Origin of the sequence: Isoptericola sp. NPDC019482, from assembly GCF_040632295.1 — a bacterium.
GTDB lineage: Bacteria > Actinomycetota > Actinomycetes > Actinomycetales > Cellulomonadaceae > Isoptericola.
The window spans coordinates 206,193-222,124 of record NZ_JBEYBQ010000002.1 but is presented as its reverse complement, the minus strand read 5'-3'; the positions used below and the strand labels follow the sequence as shown (position 1 = coordinate 222,124).

The window sequence follows — 15,932 nt, the reverse complement described above, 5'->3', positions numbered from 1 at the left end:
GCCCCGGACATTCGTGTCGGGTCAGGCCGGGCGCCGGATCAGCGGCGCGCATCCGCCATCGCCCGGGCGACCCGGTCGAACGTCCGACGGTCCATGACCGCGCCCTCGCGGCGCACCGTCCCCGGGTCGACGCGGATCACGCGGTTGAGCCGCACCTCGCTGGGGCGCCGGCGCGAGTCCCATGCCCCGGTGCCGACGTCCATCCAGAGCCGTCCGTGCCGCGCCTCCTGTGCGGCGTCGCGGTCGTGGTCCTGGCTGGTGAGCTGGAGCGCCAGCAGCCACGGGCCGTCGCGGCCCACGAGCAGCACCGGGCGGTCCTTGCCCTGGGCGTGGTCCTCCTCGTACGGCACCCACGTCCACACGACCTCGCCCGGGTCGGGCTCGCCGTCCAGGTTCGGGGAGTACTCGGGGCGCACCGCGCCGGTGTAGTCGCCGGGGTAGCCGGCGCCCCGGGCGGGGGTGGGGCGCGTGGTGCCGCGCGACGTGCCGCGCGGCGTGGTCCTCGTGGACGACCGGGTCGCCGAGCGCAGCACGTCCACCAGCAGGTTCAGCCATCGGTTCGCCACGGCCGACAGCCTACGTGCGCCTCACTCGAGCACGAACCGCGCCAGCCGGTCCGCCATCGACTCCGGGTCCCAGGAGTGGTCGGCGCCGGCCACGGTCTCGGCGGAGCCGTCGGGCACCGCCGCGGCCAGGTCGCGGGCGGCCTCCGGCATGCCGGGGAAGGTCCGTGTCCCCGTCATGGCGAGGAGCGGCACGTCGAGCCCGGACAGTCCGCCGTCCTGCAGGGCGCGCGTCGCCCAGGCCAGGGCCTGCGCGTCGGCACGCTGCGAGACGACGGACGCCGCGATCGCGGGCCAGTCCGGGGAGGCCTTGGCCCCGGCCAGCCACTCGGGCGGCATGTCCTTCATGAAGTGCTCGGTGGCGCCCTCGAGGTCGCCGGCATCGATGCGCCGCTCGATCTCGGCCGCCCAGGCGGCCGTCTCGGCGGCGCCCGACTCGAGCGGTGCCTCCCACAGCGCGAGGCCGAGCACGGGGAGCCCCCGGTCCGCCGCGCGCAGCGAGACGGCGCAGCCCGACGAGTGCCCGCAGAGCACGGCCGGCCCGCCCGCGACGTCGAGCACCGCGGCCACCGCGTCGAGCTCGCGGTCCAGGTCCAGCCGCCCGGAGGCGGGGGAGTCGCCGCGCCCGAGCCGGTCGAAGACGACGGTCGTCACGCCGGCGCGCGCCAGGAGCTCGGCCGTCCGCGTCGTCACCGGGTCGACGGCGCGGAACGGGCCCGCGCCGGCGACGAACACGACCGCGGGCCCCGTGCCGCGCAGGTCGTAGGTCACGCGGTCGCCGCGCACGGTGATGACCGTCCCGGTGATGGCCCGGGTGGCTTGTTCGGTGGCTTGTTCGGTGGTGGTGTCGTCGCTCATGCCCGGTGGGACCGGGCGCCCCGCCGCGACTCATCGGTGCCGGCGCGCCCCCGACGAGCGCCTGCCTCAGGGCACGAGCGGCCCGGCCAGCACCCGGAGCGCGGCGCCGCGGTCGCCCTCGACGACCGCGCCCGCCTCCTCGGGCGTCAGCCGCCCCCACAGCAGCAGGTCGAGCCCCCGCGCGGTCGCGGTGAGCGTCGCGTCCGCGGCTGCGTCGAGGCCGACGTCGGGGGCGCCGCCGAGGGTCCACGACCAGCCGAGGTCGGAGGCGACGACGCGGAGCCGGTCGGTGAGCGGCGCCATCCGGCCGAGGCGCACCTGCCGGGGCTGGAACATCGTCACCACCTCGTCGACGCCGTCGGCCCACACCTCGGCCGGGGCGTCGACCGCGGCCAGGGCGGCGGGTCCGGAGCCGAGGCGGGCGGCGTGCAGGTCGTGCAGGTGCACGAGCGTCTCGTGCACCTGCCGCCGCCACCAGAACGACGCCGGGCCGTCGCCGAGCAGCGTCAGCGCCATGCCGTCCGGGCCCGCGCCGTCGAGCGCCGCGCGCAGGCGGGCGGCGTGCCGGGCATAGAGCTCGGCGAGGGCGGCGGCACCGCCGTCGGGCCCCGTGGCGTCGGGCGCGGGCAGGTCCTCGTCGCGCGACGGGTCGCCCAACGCCATCCCCGACGCCCAGTGGTGCACGCCCGCGAGGTGCAGCACCAGCTCGGACGCCCGCCACTCCCCGCACGCGGGGACGCGCGCGGCGGGCGTCATGCCGGGCACGGCGGCCGCGAACTCGCCCTGGAGGCGCGCGAGCAGGGCGAGGCGGTCGGGCTCCGGGCCGCCGTCGACACGCCGCCCGGTGCTCGGGTCGACGACGGGGCGGGGCCGCGCCGCGGCCGGCGAGGAGGGGGCGGGCGAGGTCGGCATGGCGCCGAGGCTAGCGCCCGGCACGGCCTGGCGGGCAGGGGTGTCTCAGGAGGTCAGCGCGGCGTCGACCTCGCCGAGGAAGTCGTCCAGGTCGTCCGGGGTCCGGGACGTGACGAGGGGGAAGCCCGCGCCGTCGTCGCGCACCACGGACCGGTCCACCCAGCGGCCGCCGGCGTTGCGCACGTCGGTCGCGAGGGACGGGTACGAGGTGAGGGTCGCGCCGCCGACGCACCCGGCCTCGACCACCGCCCACGGGCCGTGGCAGATGGCGGCGACGGGCCTGCCGGAGTGCGCGAACGTGGTGACGAGCCCGATCGCGGCCTCCTGCAGGCGCAGCGTGTCCGCGTTGATCGTGCCGCCGGGCACCAGCAGCAGGTCGACGCCCTCGGGGTCGACCGCGTCGTAGGTCGTGTCGGCGGGCACGGAACGCCCCGGGTCCTTGTCCCCGACGAGGGTGCGCACGTCGCCCGGCTCGTTCGAGGCGACCACCACCTCCGCGCCCGCGGCGCGCAGGTGCTCGATCGGGACGACCAGCTCGTCCTGCTCGACGCCGTAGCTGGTCACGATCGCCAGGACGCGCTTGCCGGTCAGGTCGGCAGTGTCGGACATGTCGGGGCTCCTCCCGTCGCGGGGTCGGTGGGCCATCGACCGTACGCACCGGTGCGCGGTGCCCGCACGCGGGCCGCCCGCCCGGCCCCCCGCGGGACAACCTCATGGGACAATGGCCGGGCCTCGTCACCACCGACGACACCCATCCAGCGACCCTGACGGAGCGAATCGCGTTGCCCATCCCCGGACCCGCGCTGCGTGCGCGCATCGAGCCGAACGCCACGGCGCCCGAGCTCATCCGCAACTTCTGCATCATCGCGCACATCGACCACGGCAAGTCGACGCTCGCCGACCGCATGCTGCAGCTCACCGGCGTCGTCGAGCCGCGGGCGATGCGGGCGCAGTACCTCGACCGGATGGACATCGAGCGCGAGCGCGGCATCACCATCAAGTCGCAGGCCGTGCGGATGCCGTGGCAGGTGGGCGAGCAGGCCCACGCGCTGAACATGATCGACACGCCGGGGCACGTCGACTTCACGTACGAGGTCTCCCGCTCGCTCGCCGCCTGCGAGGGCGCCGTCCTGCTGGTCGACGCCGCGCAGGGCATCGAGGCGCAGACGCTCGCCAACCTGTACCTGGCGATGGAGAACGACCTCGAGATCATCCCGGTCCTCAACAAGATCGACCTGCCGGCGGCGCAGCCGGAGAAGTACGCCGAGGAGATCGCGGGCCTGGTCGGCGGCGACCCCGAGGACGTCCTCAAGGTGTCGGGCAAGACCGGCGAGGGCGTCGAGGCGCTGCTCGACCGCATCGTCGAGCGCATCCCGGCGCCCGTCGGGGACGCGGACGCCCCCGCCCGCGCGATGATCTTCGACTCGGTCTACGACACCTACCGCGGCGTCGTCACGTACGTGCGCGTGGTGGACGGCAACCTCAACCCGCGCGAGCGCATCGCGATGATGTCGACGCGCGCCACGCACGAGCTGCTCGAGATCGGCGTCATCTCGCCCGAGGCCATCCCCACGAAGGGGCTCGGCGTCGGCGAGGTCGGCTACCTCATCACGGGCGTGAAGGACGTGCGCCAGTCGAAGGTCGGCGACACGGTCACCAACATGGCCAAGCCCGCCGAGGAGGCGCTCGGCGGGTACAGCGACCCGAAGCCGATGGTGTTCTCCGGCCTGTACCCGGTGGACGGCACCGACTACCCGGCGCTGCGCGACGCCCTCGACAAGCTCAAGCTCAACGACGCCGCGCTCAACTACGAGCCGGAGACGTCGGTGGCGCTCGGCTTCGGCTTCCGCGTCGGCTTCCTCGGCCTGCTGCACCTGGAGATCGTGCGCGAGCGGCTCGAGCGCGAGTTCGACCTCGACCTCATCTCCACCGCGCCGAACGTCGTCTACGACGTCACGCTCGACGACGGCACCGAGGTGAAGGTGACCAACCCGTCGGAGTTCCCGGGCGGCAAGATCAAGGAGGTCCGCGAGCCCGTCGTGCGCGCGACCATCCTCGCGCCGAGCGAGTTCGTGGGCACGGTCATGGGCCTGTGCAACGACCGCCGCGGCCAGATGCTCGGCATGGACTACCTGTCGGAGGACCGCGTCGAGCTGCGCTTCACGCTGCCGCTCGCGGAGATCGTCTTCGACTTCTTCGACCACCTCAAGTCCCGCACCCGCGGCTACGCCTCGCTGGACTACGAGCCCTCGGGCGACCAGGCCGCCGACCTCGTGAAGGTCGACATCCTGCTGCAGGGCGAGCAGGTGGACGCGTTCAGCGCCATCGTGCACAAGGACAAGGCCTACGACTACGGCGTCATGATGACGGCGAAGCTCAAGGAGATCATCCCGCGCCAGCAGTTCGAGGTGCCGATCCAGGCCGCCGTCGGCGCTCGGGTGATCGCCCGCGAGACGGTGCGCGCGATGCGCAAGGACGTGCTCGCCAAGTGCTACGGCGGCGACATCAGCCGGAAGCGCAAGCTGCTCGAGAAGCAGAAGGAGGGCAAGAAGCGCATGAAGAACATCGGGTCCGTCGAGGTCCCGAAGGACGCCTTCATCGCCGCGCTCTCCTCGGACGGCGGCGGCGGCAAGGACGCCAAGGACAAGAAGAAGTAGTGCCCGCGCTGCCTGAGGGCACGCCCGTGCCCGACGACGGCGCGCTGCCGGGGTGGGTGCGGCCCTCGCCGTCCGGTCCGGACGACGCCGGCCGGCCGTTCGGCGTGTACGTGCACGTGCCCTTCTGCTCGGTGCGCTGCGGCTACTGCGACTTCAACACGTACACGGCGTCCGAGCTGGGCGGCGGCGCCAACCAGGCGGCGTACGCCACCACCGCGCTGCGCGAGGTCGACCTGGCGCGGCGCGTGCTCGACGACGCGGGCCTGGGGTCACGACCGGTGTCCACGGTGTTCTTCGGGGGCGGCACGCCCACGATGCTGCCCGCCGCGGACCTGGCGCGGATCCTGCGCGGGATCGATGACACCTGGGGGCTCGCGGGCGGGGCCGAGATCACCACCGAGGCGAACCCGGACTCGGTGACGCCCGAGTCGCTGCGGCTGCTCGCGGACGCCGGGTTCACGCGGGTCTCGTTCGGGATGCAGTCCGCGGTGCCGCACGTGCTCGCGACGCTGGAGCGCACCCACGACCCGCGCCGCGTGCCCGACGTCGTGACCTGGGCGCGGGACGTCGGCCTCGACGTCTCGCTCGACCTCATCTACGGCACGCCGGGGGAGTCGCTGGCCGACTGGCGCGCCTCCCTCGAGACGGTGCTCGGGACCGGCGTCGACCACGTGTCGGCGTACGCGCTCGTCGTCGAGCCGGGCACCAAGATGCACGCCCAGGTGCGCCGCGGCGAGCTCGCCCTGCCCGACGAGGACGACCAGGCCGCCAAGTACGAGCTGGCCGACGACCTGCTCACGGAGGCCGGACTCGGCTGGTACGAGGTGAGCAACTGGGCGCGCGGGCCGGAGCACGCCTGCCGGCACAACCTCGCCTACTGGCGCGGCGACGACTGGTGGGGGATCGGCCCGGGCGCGCACTCGTACGTCGCGGGCCCGGCGCGTGGTGACGACGCCGTTGCCGGCATCGAGGGCATCGAGGGCGTCGAAGGCGTCGACGGCATCGAGCACGCCGGCGTGCGCTGGTGGAACGTCAAGCACCCGCGGCGCTACGCGGCCCTCCTGGAGTCCGGTTCCTCGCCGGGCGCCGGGCGCGAGCTGCTCACCCCTGCCGAGGCCCAGCTGGAGCGGGTGCTGCTCGGGGTACGGGTGCGCGAGGGGCTGGAGGTCGCGGCCCTCGACCCTTCCCGCCGCGCGGCCGTCGCGGGGCTGGTGGCGCGCGGCCTGGTCGACGGCGTCGCAGCCGTCCGCGGGCGGGTCGTCCTCACCCGCCGGGGCCGCCTCCTCGCGGACTCCGTCGTCCGCGAACTGACCCCCTGAACTGCATCGAGCGTGCTGACTTGCTCCTCACGTGGCCGGTTTGAGGAGCAAGTCAGCACGCTCGATTCCCTCGCGGCGGGTGGGTCAGGAGATGATCCGGATGTTGATCGGGTACCGGTACGCCTCGTGCCGGTTCACCGCGACCGCGGCGAGGATCGCGAACACGACGGACGCGATCCAGACCAGCGGCAGCAGGACCAGGCCGATGAAGGCGAGGATGAGGATCGCCGAGGCCACGTAGCCGATGAGCAACGTGATCTGGAAGTTCAGGGACTCCTTGGCCTGGTCGGCGACGTAGGCGCTGCGGTCGCGCAGGAACAGCCACACCAGGAGCGGCGTGAGGAAGCCCAGGAGACCTGCGCTCAGCAGCGCCAGCACAGGCGGCCCGAGATGCGCCACCATCGCCCAGGTGCGTTCGTCCGACGGCGAGAGGGGCTGCGGCCCGTAGCCGTACGGGGGCTGCCCGCCGTACGGCGGCTGGCCCGGCGGAGGGCCGCCGTAGGGCGGCTGGCCGGGGGGCGGGCCCGCCGGCGGCTGCTGCGGCGGGGGTCCGTACGGCGGGGTGCTCATGGGGCCATCTTCGCGCATCTCCCGTGGTCACGTGCGGTGGCGGAGGCGTTCGGGTGCGGCCAGAGTGGGCGAAGGCGCCGACCCCGCCGGGTGCGTCGCCCGGACCACTCAGGAGGAACGATGAGCGAGAACACGCCGCAACAGCCCGGCGACCCGCAGGAGCCGCCGCGACAGCCGGGATACCAGTCGCCGACCGGGCAGCCCGCCCCGCAGCCGCCGTACGGGCAGCAGCCGCCCGCCGGCCCGCCCCCGCACGGCGGGCAGCCGCCCTACGGCGACCAGCCCTACGCGCAGCCGCAGCAGCCGTACGAGGGGCAGATGCCCGACCCGGGCCTGTACCCGGGCTCCGAGTACCCGCCGGACCGGTCGGGCGGGCCGCTCACGCCCCACGGCGAGGGCAGCGGCTTCCTCGGCGCGCTGTTCGACTACTCCTTCAGCCGGTACATCACGCCCAGCGTGGTGAAGGTCGTCTACATCATCGTCACGGTGCTCGTCGCGCTGGTGTGGCTCTCCGGCCTCGTCGCCACGTTCTCCCAGTCGATCTGGGGCGGGATCCTCTACCTCGTGTTCGGCTGGATCATCGCCCTCGTGTACCTGGCGCTCGCCCGCATCACGCTGGAGTTCTTCGTCGCCGTGATCTCGGTGTCGGAGAAGGTCAACGCGTATGCGGAGCGGGACGGCATCCGCACCCGCTGAGCGCCGCGGGAGCCGGGGTCATGCCGTGACGAAGTCGATCAGCTCCTCGACCCGGCCCAGCAGGGCCGGGTCGAGGTCGCGGTAGTCCCGCACGGTCGCGAGGATCCGCTGCCACGCGCGGCCGACGTCCTCGGTGGACGACGCCGGCCAGCCCAGCTCCCGCAGGATCCCGCGCTTCCACTCCGTGCCGCGCTCGATCGTGGGCCACGAGGCCAGCCCCAGCCGCTCCGCCTTCACGGCCTGCCACACGTCGACGTACGGGTGGCCGAGCACCAGCATGGTCCCGCGCGGCACCCGCCGCAGGGCGTCGTCGGCGAGCCGGCGCTCCTTCGAGCCGGGTACCAGGTGGTCGACCAGCACGCCTACTCGCCGCTCCGGCGTCGGGGCGAACTCGTCGAGGGCGTCCGCGAGGTTGTCCACGCCGTCGAGCAGCTCGACCACGACCCCCTCGACGCGCAGGTCGTCGCCCCACACCTTCTCGACCAGCTCGGCGTCGTGCTTGCCCTCGACCCAGATGCGCGACCCACGGGCCACCCGCGCGCGCTGGTCGTGCACCGCCACCGAGCCGGACGCCGTCCGGGTGGGGCGCGCGGGGGCGCGGGTGGTCACCGGGGCCGTCAGCTCCACCGGCTGCCCGTCCACCCAGAAGCCCGGGCCCAGGGGGAAAGACCGGGTGCGGCCGCGCCGGTCCTCCAGCACCACGAGGTGGACGCCGCCCGACTTCTCCACGCGGACCACGGCCCCCACCCAGCCGGTCGTGACCTCCTCGACCACGAGGCCGTGATCAGCCGCACGTGGCCGGGACACCGGTCGGCGGCGGTGGTGGGCGGAGCCGTCCGGCGCCCCCGGGGCGCGGTTGCCGGAGGACAGGACGTCGGAGCCGTAGCGGTCGTGCACGGCGGTGAGCCTACGGTCGCGGCCACGGGGGAGCGGCTCCCGACACGCGCCGCGCGCCGTCCGGTCGGACCGGACGGCGCGCGGGAGGTGTCTGGTGTGCGGGGCGGGGCGGGGCGGGGAGGGGCTCGGCGAGGCCGGGCCCGTGCCCCGCTCACGCGTGGCGCGGTCGGTGCACCGGGGCCACCGCGGGGCGGCGCCGCGGTGCGGTCTCCGGATCCGCGCCCGCGCCCCGGAGCGCGCGGCGCGAGGCGCGGAGCTCGTGCGCCAGACGGCGCAGCGCCACCTCGCGCTCGAGCTCCTCCTGACGGCGCTCGAAGAGCAGGTCGTACACGTGCGGATCCATGATGTCCTCCAGCGGGGTGTCGTGACACGGCTAGAGAGGACGGCGTCCCGCGGTGCGTACACGACTGCTCAGGGCATGTGTACAGGTGCGTCGGGCGACGTCAGGCGGGGTTCTCACGCGCCAGGACCGCCGCCTCCGTCCGGCTGGACACGCCGAGCTTGCGCAGGATGGCGGAGACGTGCACCGACGCGGTCTTGCGGCTGATGTACAGCCGCTCCGCGATCTGCCCGTTCGTCAGGCCGTCGGCGACGAGGTCGAGCACCTGGCGCTCGCGGTCGGTCAGGGCGCGGTCGGGCTGCCGGGCGCGGGTGGCGCCGCGGGCGAGGCCCGCGCCGTCGAGCAGCGCGCGCGCCTGGTCCGCCACGAGGCCGCAGCCGATCGCGTCCGCCGCCTCGACGGCGGCGTCCAGCCGCTCCCGCGCCGCCGCACGGTCGCCGGCCTCGAGCAGGGACACGCCGTCGCGGTACAGGGCGTAGGGCCGCAGGTGCGCGGGGCCGTCCGCCGCGACGACCGCCTCCCACGACCCGTCACCGAGCTCGGCGGCGAACAGCGCCGCCCACGTCGGGTAGGTCGGCCACAGGGTGCACGTCGCCAGCGCCGCGCGGTACGGCGCGACGTCGACCTGCCGGCCGGACCTCCGGGCGCGGTCGAGCACGCGCGCGGCCACGGCGAGCGTCGTGAGCCGGTAGAACGGGCCGAGGGCATCGGGGTCGACGGCGATCCGGACGAGGTCGAGCGCGTCGTCCAGGTCGTCGCGCAGGAGGGCGAGCTCGGCGAGCGTCGCCGAGACCCGCGCCCGGATCTGCTCCTCGACGCGGCCGAAGCGCTCCCAGGTCGTGCGGTGCACCTGTGCCCGGGCCTGGGCCGCGTCGACGTCGCCGCGCCACATCGTGAGCCACGTCCATCGCTCGCCCAGGTACACGGCGTAGTCGCTGGGGTCGACGAGCGGGACGGAACGTGCGTACCACGCCTCGGCGTCGGACCACCGGCCGGACCCGATCCACGCCTCTGCCACGTTGCCCTCGAGCATCGCGCGGGTGGCCCATCCGGCACCGAGGGCGCGGGCGATCTGCGCGCCCGACTCGGCGAGGTGCTCCGCCTCGGCGAACTGCCCGAGCTTGAGGCGGGTGTCGGACGCGTTCGTGTAGTAGTGGCACTGGGCCCGCCAGTCGTCGCCCGCCACCTCGTGGGACCGCTCGAGCTCGTCCAGCGCGTCGAGATCCCCGCGGTCCAGGCGACTCATCGCGCGGAGGTTGAGAGCGAGCGAGGCGTTCTGGTGGTCGCCGACCGCCGTCGCGGCGGCGAGGGCGTCGCTCGCGGCTGCGATCGCCTCGCCGTGCCGGTGGTCCATCATCGCGTTGCGCGCCTTGAGCCGGAGCAGCGGGGCCCGGCCCGCGTGGTCGTCCGCAGGCAGGAGCGCGAGCGCCTCGTCGAGCATCTGGTCCGAGCCCGGGTCGCCGGCCTTGCCGAGGATGTGGGCGAGGGTCGACAGCGCCTGCGCCCGCCCAGCAGGGTCGTCGGCGGGCCACTCCGCCACCGCCTCGCGGGCCAGCCCGGCCGCGCGATCGATCTGCGCGGAGTCCTGGAGGGCGACGGACACATGGCGCAGGAGGGCGGCGCGGTGCAGCCCGGCGACCCCTTCGGCGTCGGGCACCAGCTCCCAGAGCTCGAGGGCGCGTTCGCCCGCGGCGGCGACCACGGCGGAGGAGGCCTGCCCGTAGGTCTCGGGCACCGCGACGACCTCGACCGCCGAGGCGAGCGCGCGGTCGGGCAGGCGTGCCCGCCACCAGTGGTCGGCCGCGGCCGCGACCCGCGCGAGCGTGCGCTCGCCGTCCTCCAGCGCGCTCGCGCACGCCGCGTGCAGCCGGCGCGACTCGCCCGGCAGGAGCTCGGCGTCGACCGACTCCTGGATGAGCGCGTGACGGAAGTGGTAGCCGTCGGCGTCCGCCACGAGCACGTGCGCGTCGACCGCCTCCCGGGCGGCGGGCTCGGCCTCGTCCAGGCCCCCCGCGCCGAGCATGGCGACGAGGAGCTCGTGCGGGGCCCGCTGGCCCGCGGCGGCGACGGTGCGGCAGAAGCGCTGGGCCGGGTCGCTCAGGGACGAGTAGCGCAGGAGCAGCAGCTCGCGCAGCGAGTCGGGCAGGGCATCGCCGGCGAAGTCCGCCAGCTCCTCGGCGTAGAACGGCACACCCTCGCTGCGCTCGACGAGCTCGCCGAGCACCGTGCCCGGGAGGTCCGGGGCGTCGGGACGCCTCGAGACGAGAGACGAGAACAGGCGCGTCGCCTCGGCGGCGTCGAGGCGCGGCACGTCGACACGGGTCGCGAGCCGGGCCCGCTCCAGCTCGGCCAGGGTGGTGCGCAGGGGATGCCGGCGTCCGACGTCGTCGCTGCGGTACGTGGCGAGCACGAGCAGGGTGGTGGACGGCGCGGTGCGCGCCAGCCGCGCGAGCACGGTGCGCGTCACGTCGTCGGACCAGTGCAGGTCCTCGAGCACGAGGACGACGGGGCGGTCGCCGGCGAGCGTGGTCGTCAGGTCGGCCAGCACCTCGGGCAGGCGCCCGGTGTCGACGTCGCGCCGCACCTCCACGAGGCGCGGTGCGAGGAGGCCGAGCGCGTCGGCGGCGGGGCCGGCCGCGGCGAGGGTCGCCTCCGGGCCGAGCGCGTCGACGACGTCGGACAGGACCCCCGTGAGCGCGGCGTACGGGAGCGGCCCGGAGCCGGACTCGGCGCACTGCCCGTGCAGGACGAGCGGCGCGGCGTCCTCGTCGCCGACCTCCGCGAGGAACTCCGTCACGAGGCGCGTCTTGCCGATGCCCGCCTCGCCGCCGACGACGACCACGCCGCCGGAGCCGGCGCGGGCGTCGGCGTACGCCTCGCGCAGGGAGGACAGCTCGGCGGCGCGGCCGACGAGCGGCGAGGGAGAGGCTCCGATGGGCACGCCGCCATCGTGCCAGGTCGGACGGGTCGCCGCCGCGTCCGTGAGGACGGGCACGGCGGCGGGCACGGCGTCGGGCGCGGTCACTGCGGCCAGGGCCGGACCAGGCCCGCGGGCAGCTCCCAGGGGCGGCGGGTCGCGCGGCGACGGCGCGTCGTGGCGCGGCGGCGTGCACGGCGCGACTCCCGCGCCGCGGAGCGGGCCTCCGCCTCCTGGCGGACCGCCTCCTCCAGGTCCGCCTGGCGGGCGCGGAACTCGTCGTAGTACAGGTACTCGTTCATCGCCGGTCTCCTTCTCCCCTCGGCCTCGTCCGGTCCGGACGTCCGCCGTGGTTCCAGACTCAGTCCCTGAGGTAGCCGGGCGGATCGGTCAGGTGCCGGATCTTCGCGGGGTGGGGTACCTCAGACGGCGACGCGGGTACCTCAGCGCGGGACGGCGGGCGGCGCGACCGGCGGGACGGTGGGCGCTCCCGCTGTCGGGCCCGGCGTGTCGGGGCCGGGTCCCGCGGACCGTCGGCGAGCCCGCGTAGGATGGCACTCGGGACATGAGAGTGCTAAGGGTTCGGCACCATCCGTCCGGACCCGACCCGAGGAGGACCGTGAGCGAGGAACGTCGCCTGGCCGTGCTCCGCGCGATCGTGGAGGACTACGTCCACACGCGCGAGCCCGTGGGGTCGCGCGTGCTCACGGAGCGGCACGGCCTCGGGGTCTCGCCCGCCACGATCCGCAACGACATGGCGGCGCTGGAGGAGGCCGGGTACATCGCCCAGCCGCACACCTCTGCGGGCCGGATCCCGACGGACAAGGGGTACCGGCTCTTCGTCGACCGGCTCGCCGAGGTGCGTCCGCTCACCAGCCCGCAGCGCCGGGCGATCGAGACGTTCCTGTCCGAGGCGATCGACCTGGACGACGTGCTCGGCCGTGCCGGGCGGCTCATCGCCCAGCTCACGGGCCAGGTGGCCGTGGTCCAGTACCCGTCCCTGCGGCTGTCCGGGCTGCGCCACCTCGAGCTCGTCCCCGTCGGCGGGGCGCGGCTGCTGGTCGTCGTGATCACCGACACGGGTCGGGTGGAGCAGCGCTTCCTCGACGTGGGCGTGGCCGGCGCGGAGCCCGCGGTCGTGGCCGTCGACACCCCGGCGGGGCCGGCCCCCGACCCCGACGCCCTCGACGAGGGCACGTTGAGCGAGCTGCGCGCCCGCCTCAACGCGGCCGCGGCCGGCAAGGGGCTCGCGGAGCTGCCCGACGCGTTCGCGCGCGTCGTGGCCGGGGTGGACGCCGCCCTGGCCCCTTTGGCCCGCGGCATCGCCGACCTCGTGGTCGACACCCTCGGCGCGCAGCGCGAGGACCGCATCGTGCTCGCGGGCACCGCCAACCTCGCCCGGGCGGAGATGCGGTTCGAGCAAGGGCTCAGCCCTGTCCTCGAGGCGCTCGAGGAGCAGGTCGTGCTCCTCGGCCTGCTCACGGAGCTGGCCTCCGAGCCCGGCGGCCGGGTGGGCGGCGGGGTGGGTGTCCGCATCGGGCACGAGAACCGCCTCGACGGCCTCGCCGAGACCTCCGTCGTCGCCTCCGGTTACGGCAGCGACGGCGACACCGTGGCGATCCTGGGGTCCATCGGCCCCACCCGGATGGACTATCCGGGCACGATCGCCTCCGTCCGCGCCGTCGCCCGCTACCTGTCCCGGGTGCTGCCCAGCTGACCGCCGCGGCGGCACCCCCCGAACCAGCCGACCTGACCGTGCACGTCACCGACACGTCACCGAAGAGAGACCTGTGACCGACTACTACGAGATCCTGGGCGTCCCCCGCGACGCCTCGGCCGAGCAGATCAAGAAGTCGTACCGCAAGCTCGCGCGCGAGCTGCACCCCGACGTCGCCGGTGAGGCCGGCGAGGAACGCTTCAAGGACGTCGCCCGCGCGTACGAGGTGCTGTCCAACCCCGACAAGCGCCAGCAGTACGACATGGGCGTGGACCCCAGCTCGCCGTCGGGCGGCGCGGGCGCCGGGTTCGGCAACGGCTTCGGCTTCCAGGACATCTTCGAGACGTTCTTCGGCGGCGGTGGCCAGCCGGCGGGTCCCGTGCCGCGCGCCCGCCGCGGCCAGGACGCCCTGGTGCGGATGGACATCGACCTGGCGGAGGCCGCGTTCGGCGCCAAGCGCGAGCTCCAGGTGGACACCGCGGTCGTGTGCGGCACCTGCGGCGGCAACGGCTGCCGGCCCGGCACCGACCTCAAGACCTGCGACGTCTGCCATGGGCGCGGCAACGTGCAGCGCGTGGCCCGCTCGTTCCTCGGCCAGGTCATGACGACCGCGCCCTGCGCCGCCTGCCAGGGCTTCGGCACGGTCATCCCCGAGCCGTGCGCCGACTGCTCCGGCGAGGGGCGCGTCCGTTCGCGCCGCACCCTCACGGTCAACGTGCCCGCGGGCGTCGACACCGGCACGCGCATCAAGCTCACCTCGCAGGGCGAGGTCGGCCCCGGCGGCGGCCCCGCCGGCGACCTCTACGTGGAGATCCGCGAGAAGCCGCACGACACGTTCGTGCGGCGCGGCGACGACCTGCACTGCACGCTCCAGGTGCCGATGACGGCGGCCGCGCTCGGTACTGTGCTCGACCTGGAGACGCTGGACGGCGAGCAGGAGATCGACCTGCGGCCGGGCACGCAGCCGGGCCAGGTCGTGACGCTCAAGGGCCTGGGCGTCGGGCACCTGCACGCCGGAGGCCGCGGCGACCTCAACGTGCACGTCGAGGTCCAGGTGCCGACCGCCCTGGACGACGAGCAGACCGAGCTGCTGCGCTCGCTGGCCGCGCTGCGCGGCGAGGAGCGCCCCGAGCCGCGGCTCTCCGCCGCGCACCCGGGCGTGTTCTCGCGGCTGCGGGACAAGCTGAGCGGCCGCTGACGTGAGCGCGAGGAGCCCCCGCGGAGGGACACCGAGGGACGAGGTGTGCCGGAGCGAGGCACCGCAGGGCTCGCGTGACGGGGGCACGGCGTGAGCGCCCCCGTGTTTCTCGCCGAGGGCGGGACGCTCGTCGCGCTCGCCCCGGGCGACGTCTACGTGCTCGACGGCGCGGAGGGGCGGCACGCGGGAGTCGTGCAGCGGCGCGGCCCGGGCGAGCGTCTCGACGTCGTCGACGGCGCGGGGACGCGGCTGCGCTGCGTGGTCGACGCGGTCGCGGACGGCGAGGTGCGGCTGCGCGTCGACGAGGTCGTCTCGGAGCCGGCCCCCGGCGTCGTGCTGACCCTGGTGCAGGCCCTCGCGAAGGGGGACCGCGACGAGCTGGCCGTCGAGGCCGCGGTCGAGGTCGGGGTCGACGCGGTCGTGCCGTGGCAGGCCGACCGGTCGGTCGTCGTGTGGCGCGGGCAGCGGGCGGCGAAGTCCCACGCCAAGTGGGTGGCGACGGTGCGCTCGGCGGTGAAGCAGGCGCGGCGCGCCTGCCTGCCGCCCGTGGCGGAGCCCGTCACGTCCCGCCAGCTCGCCGCCCGGGTGCGCGAGGTCGTCGCCGCCGGCGGGGCCGCCGTCGTGCTGCACGAGGACGCCACGACGGCGCTCGCGGACGTCGCGCTCCCGGCGCCGGCGGTGGAGCCCGTCGAGACCCCGGCCCTGCTCGTCGTCGTCGGGCCCGAGGGCGGGATCTCCGAGGCGGAGGTGACGGCGCTCGAGGAGGCCGGGGCGGTGACCGCGCGGCTCGGGCCGCACGTGCTGCGCACCTCCACCGCAGGGCCGGTGGCCGTCGCCCTGCTCAGCGAGCGGCTCGGCCGCTGGGCCTGACCGGACGGGCGGCGGTAACGTCCGGGTCATGACGAGCGCGCCCAGCACCGACTGCCTGTTCTGCAAGATCGTCGCCGGCGACCTGCCGGCGGACGTGGTCGCCACCAGCGACCGCGTGATCGCGTTCCGCGACATCGACCCGAAGGCGCCCGTGCACGTGCTGGTGGTGCCGAGGGAGCACCACGGCGACGTCGCGACGCTCGCCCAGGCGGACCCCGAGCTGCTGGCCGAGGTGGTCGCCATGGCCGACAGGGTGGCCGGCGACCTCGCGGACGGCCAGTACCGCTTCGTCTTCAACTCCGGCCCGCGCGCCGGGCAGAGCGTGTTCCACGTGCACGGCCACGTGCTCGCCGGCGCGCAGCTGGGCTGGACGCCCGCCTGAATTCGGCTGCCCCGGCCATCGCCGCTCGATAGACTC

Annotated in this window: 16 protein-coding genes; 7 read left to right on the top strand and 9 right to left on the bottom strand. The window is 75.1% G+C overall.

Features of this window, described 5'->3' with window-relative positions; translation table 11 throughout:
* Positions 1–38: 38 nt before the first annotated feature.
* The 4 genes from ABZ493_RS02985 to ABZ493_RS02970 form a co-directional block, all read right to left on the bottom strand.
* Positions 39–566 (bottom strand): type II toxin-antitoxin system PemK/MazF family toxin, encoded by a 528-nt coding sequence (locus ABZ493_RS02985; RefSeq protein ID WP_430580690.1) that lies wholly within the window; start codon positions 564–566, stop codon positions 39–41.
* 21 nt (positions 567–587) lie between these two features.
* Positions 588–1,421, bottom strand: coding sequence for an alpha/beta hydrolase (locus ABZ493_RS02980; protein WP_430580689.1), 834 nt, complete (start codon positions 1,419–1,421; stop codon positions 588–590).
* A gap of 66 nt (positions 1,422–1,487) precedes the next feature.
* Positions 1,488–2,333: a maleylpyruvate isomerase N-terminal domain-containing protein gene (locus ABZ493_RS02975; RefSeq protein ID WP_430580688.1), complete on the bottom strand. Its 846-nt coding sequence runs from the start codon at positions 2,331–2,333 to the stop codon at positions 1,488–1,490.
* 45 nt (positions 2,334–2,378) lie between these two features.
* Positions 2,379–2,942, bottom strand: a complete 564-nt coding sequence (locus ABZ493_RS02970) for a DJ-1/PfpI family protein (RefSeq protein ID WP_430580687.1) — start codon at positions 2,940–2,942, stop codon at positions 2,379–2,381.
* Positions 2,943–3,115: 173 nt separating this feature from the next.
* Between ABZ493_RS02970 and lepA the strand changes: the two genes are divergently transcribed.
* Positions 3,116–4,990, top strand: coding sequence for a translation elongation factor 4 (gene lepA, locus ABZ493_RS02965; RefSeq protein ID WP_430580726.1), 1,875 nt, complete (start codon positions 3,116–3,118; stop codon positions 4,988–4,990).
* Positions 4,990–6,309, top strand: coding sequence for a radical SAM family heme chaperone HemW (gene hemW / locus ABZ493_RS02960; protein ID WP_430580686.1), 1,320 nt, complete (start codon positions 4,990–4,992; stop codon positions 6,307–6,309). Before lepA ends, hemW begins: the two co-directional genes overlap by 1 nt.
* An 84-nt stretch (positions 6,310–6,393) precedes the next feature.
* On the opposite strand, the gene ABZ493_RS02955 is transcribed toward hemW, so the two are convergent.
* A complete protein-coding gene (locus tag ABZ493_RS02955; RefSeq protein WP_430580685.1) occupies positions 6,394–6,879 on the bottom strand; it encodes a DUF4870 domain-containing protein in 486 nt (161 codons plus the stop codon).
* Positions 6,880–6,999: 120 nt separating this feature from the next.
* Between ABZ493_RS02955 and ABZ493_RS02950 the strand changes: the two genes are divergently transcribed.
* Entirely contained in the window at positions 7,000–7,575 is a 576-nt protein-coding gene (locus ABZ493_RS02950) for a DUF4282 domain-containing protein (RefSeq protein WP_430580684.1), read from the top strand.
* An 18-nt stretch (positions 7,576–7,593) separates the two neighbouring features.
* Here the strand turns inward: ABZ493_RS02950 and ABZ493_RS02945 are convergent, their stop codons facing one another.
* The 4 genes from ABZ493_RS02945 to ABZ493_RS02930 form a co-directional block, all read right to left on the bottom strand.
* The gene (locus ABZ493_RS02945) at positions 7,594–8,472 is read right to left on the bottom strand and encodes a DUF3097 domain-containing protein (protein WP_430580683.1); all 879 of its coding nucleotides are present in this window, start codon (positions 8,470–8,472) and stop codon (positions 7,594–7,596) included.
* Between the two features lie 151 nt (positions 8,473–8,623).
* Entirely contained in the window at positions 8,624–8,815 is a 192-nt protein-coding gene (locus tag ABZ493_RS02940; RefSeq protein WP_430580682.1) for a hypothetical protein, read from the bottom strand.
* 100 nt (positions 8,816–8,915) lie between these two features.
* Entirely contained in the window at positions 8,916–11,753 is a 2,838-nt protein-coding gene (locus ABZ493_RS02935; RefSeq protein ID WP_430580681.1) for an AAA family ATPase, read from the bottom strand.
* A gap of 80 nt (positions 11,754–11,833) precedes the next feature.
* Positions 11,834–12,031, bottom strand: coding sequence for a hypothetical protein (locus tag ABZ493_RS02930; RefSeq protein WP_430580680.1), 198 nt, complete (start codon positions 12,029–12,031; stop codon positions 11,834–11,836).
* A 317-nt stretch (positions 12,032–12,348) separates the two neighbouring features.
* On the opposite strand from ABZ493_RS02930, the gene hrcA reads away from it, so the two are divergent.
* The 4 genes from hrcA to ABZ493_RS02910 all read left to right on the top strand — a co-directional run bounded on the left by hrcA (position 12,349) and on the right by ABZ493_RS02910 (position 15,896).
* Positions 12,349–13,446 carry a heat-inducible transcriptional repressor HrcA gene (gene hrcA, locus ABZ493_RS02925; RefSeq protein WP_430580679.1) on the top strand — a complete coding sequence of 366 codons (1,098 nt, stop codon included), beginning with the start codon at positions 12,349–12,351 and terminating at the stop codon, positions 13,444–13,446.
* Between the two features lie 73 nt (positions 13,447–13,519).
* The gene (gene dnaJ / locus ABZ493_RS02920; protein WP_430580678.1) at positions 13,520–14,644 is read left to right on the top strand and encodes a molecular chaperone DnaJ; all 1,125 of its coding nucleotides are present in this window, start codon (positions 13,520–13,522) and stop codon (positions 14,642–14,644) included.
* A gap of 90 nt (positions 14,645–14,734) precedes the next feature.
* The gene (locus ABZ493_RS02915; RefSeq protein WP_430580677.1) at positions 14,735–15,514 is read left to right on the top strand and encodes a 16S rRNA (uracil(1498)-N(3))-methyltransferase; all 780 of its coding nucleotides are present in this window, start codon (positions 14,735–14,737) and stop codon (positions 15,512–15,514) included.
* 28 nt (positions 15,515–15,542) lie between these two features.
* A complete protein-coding gene (locus ABZ493_RS02910; RefSeq protein WP_430580676.1) occupies positions 15,543–15,896 on the top strand; it encodes a histidine triad nucleotide-binding protein in 354 nt (117 codons plus the stop codon).
* Positions 15,897–15,932: the final 36 nt, after the last annotated feature.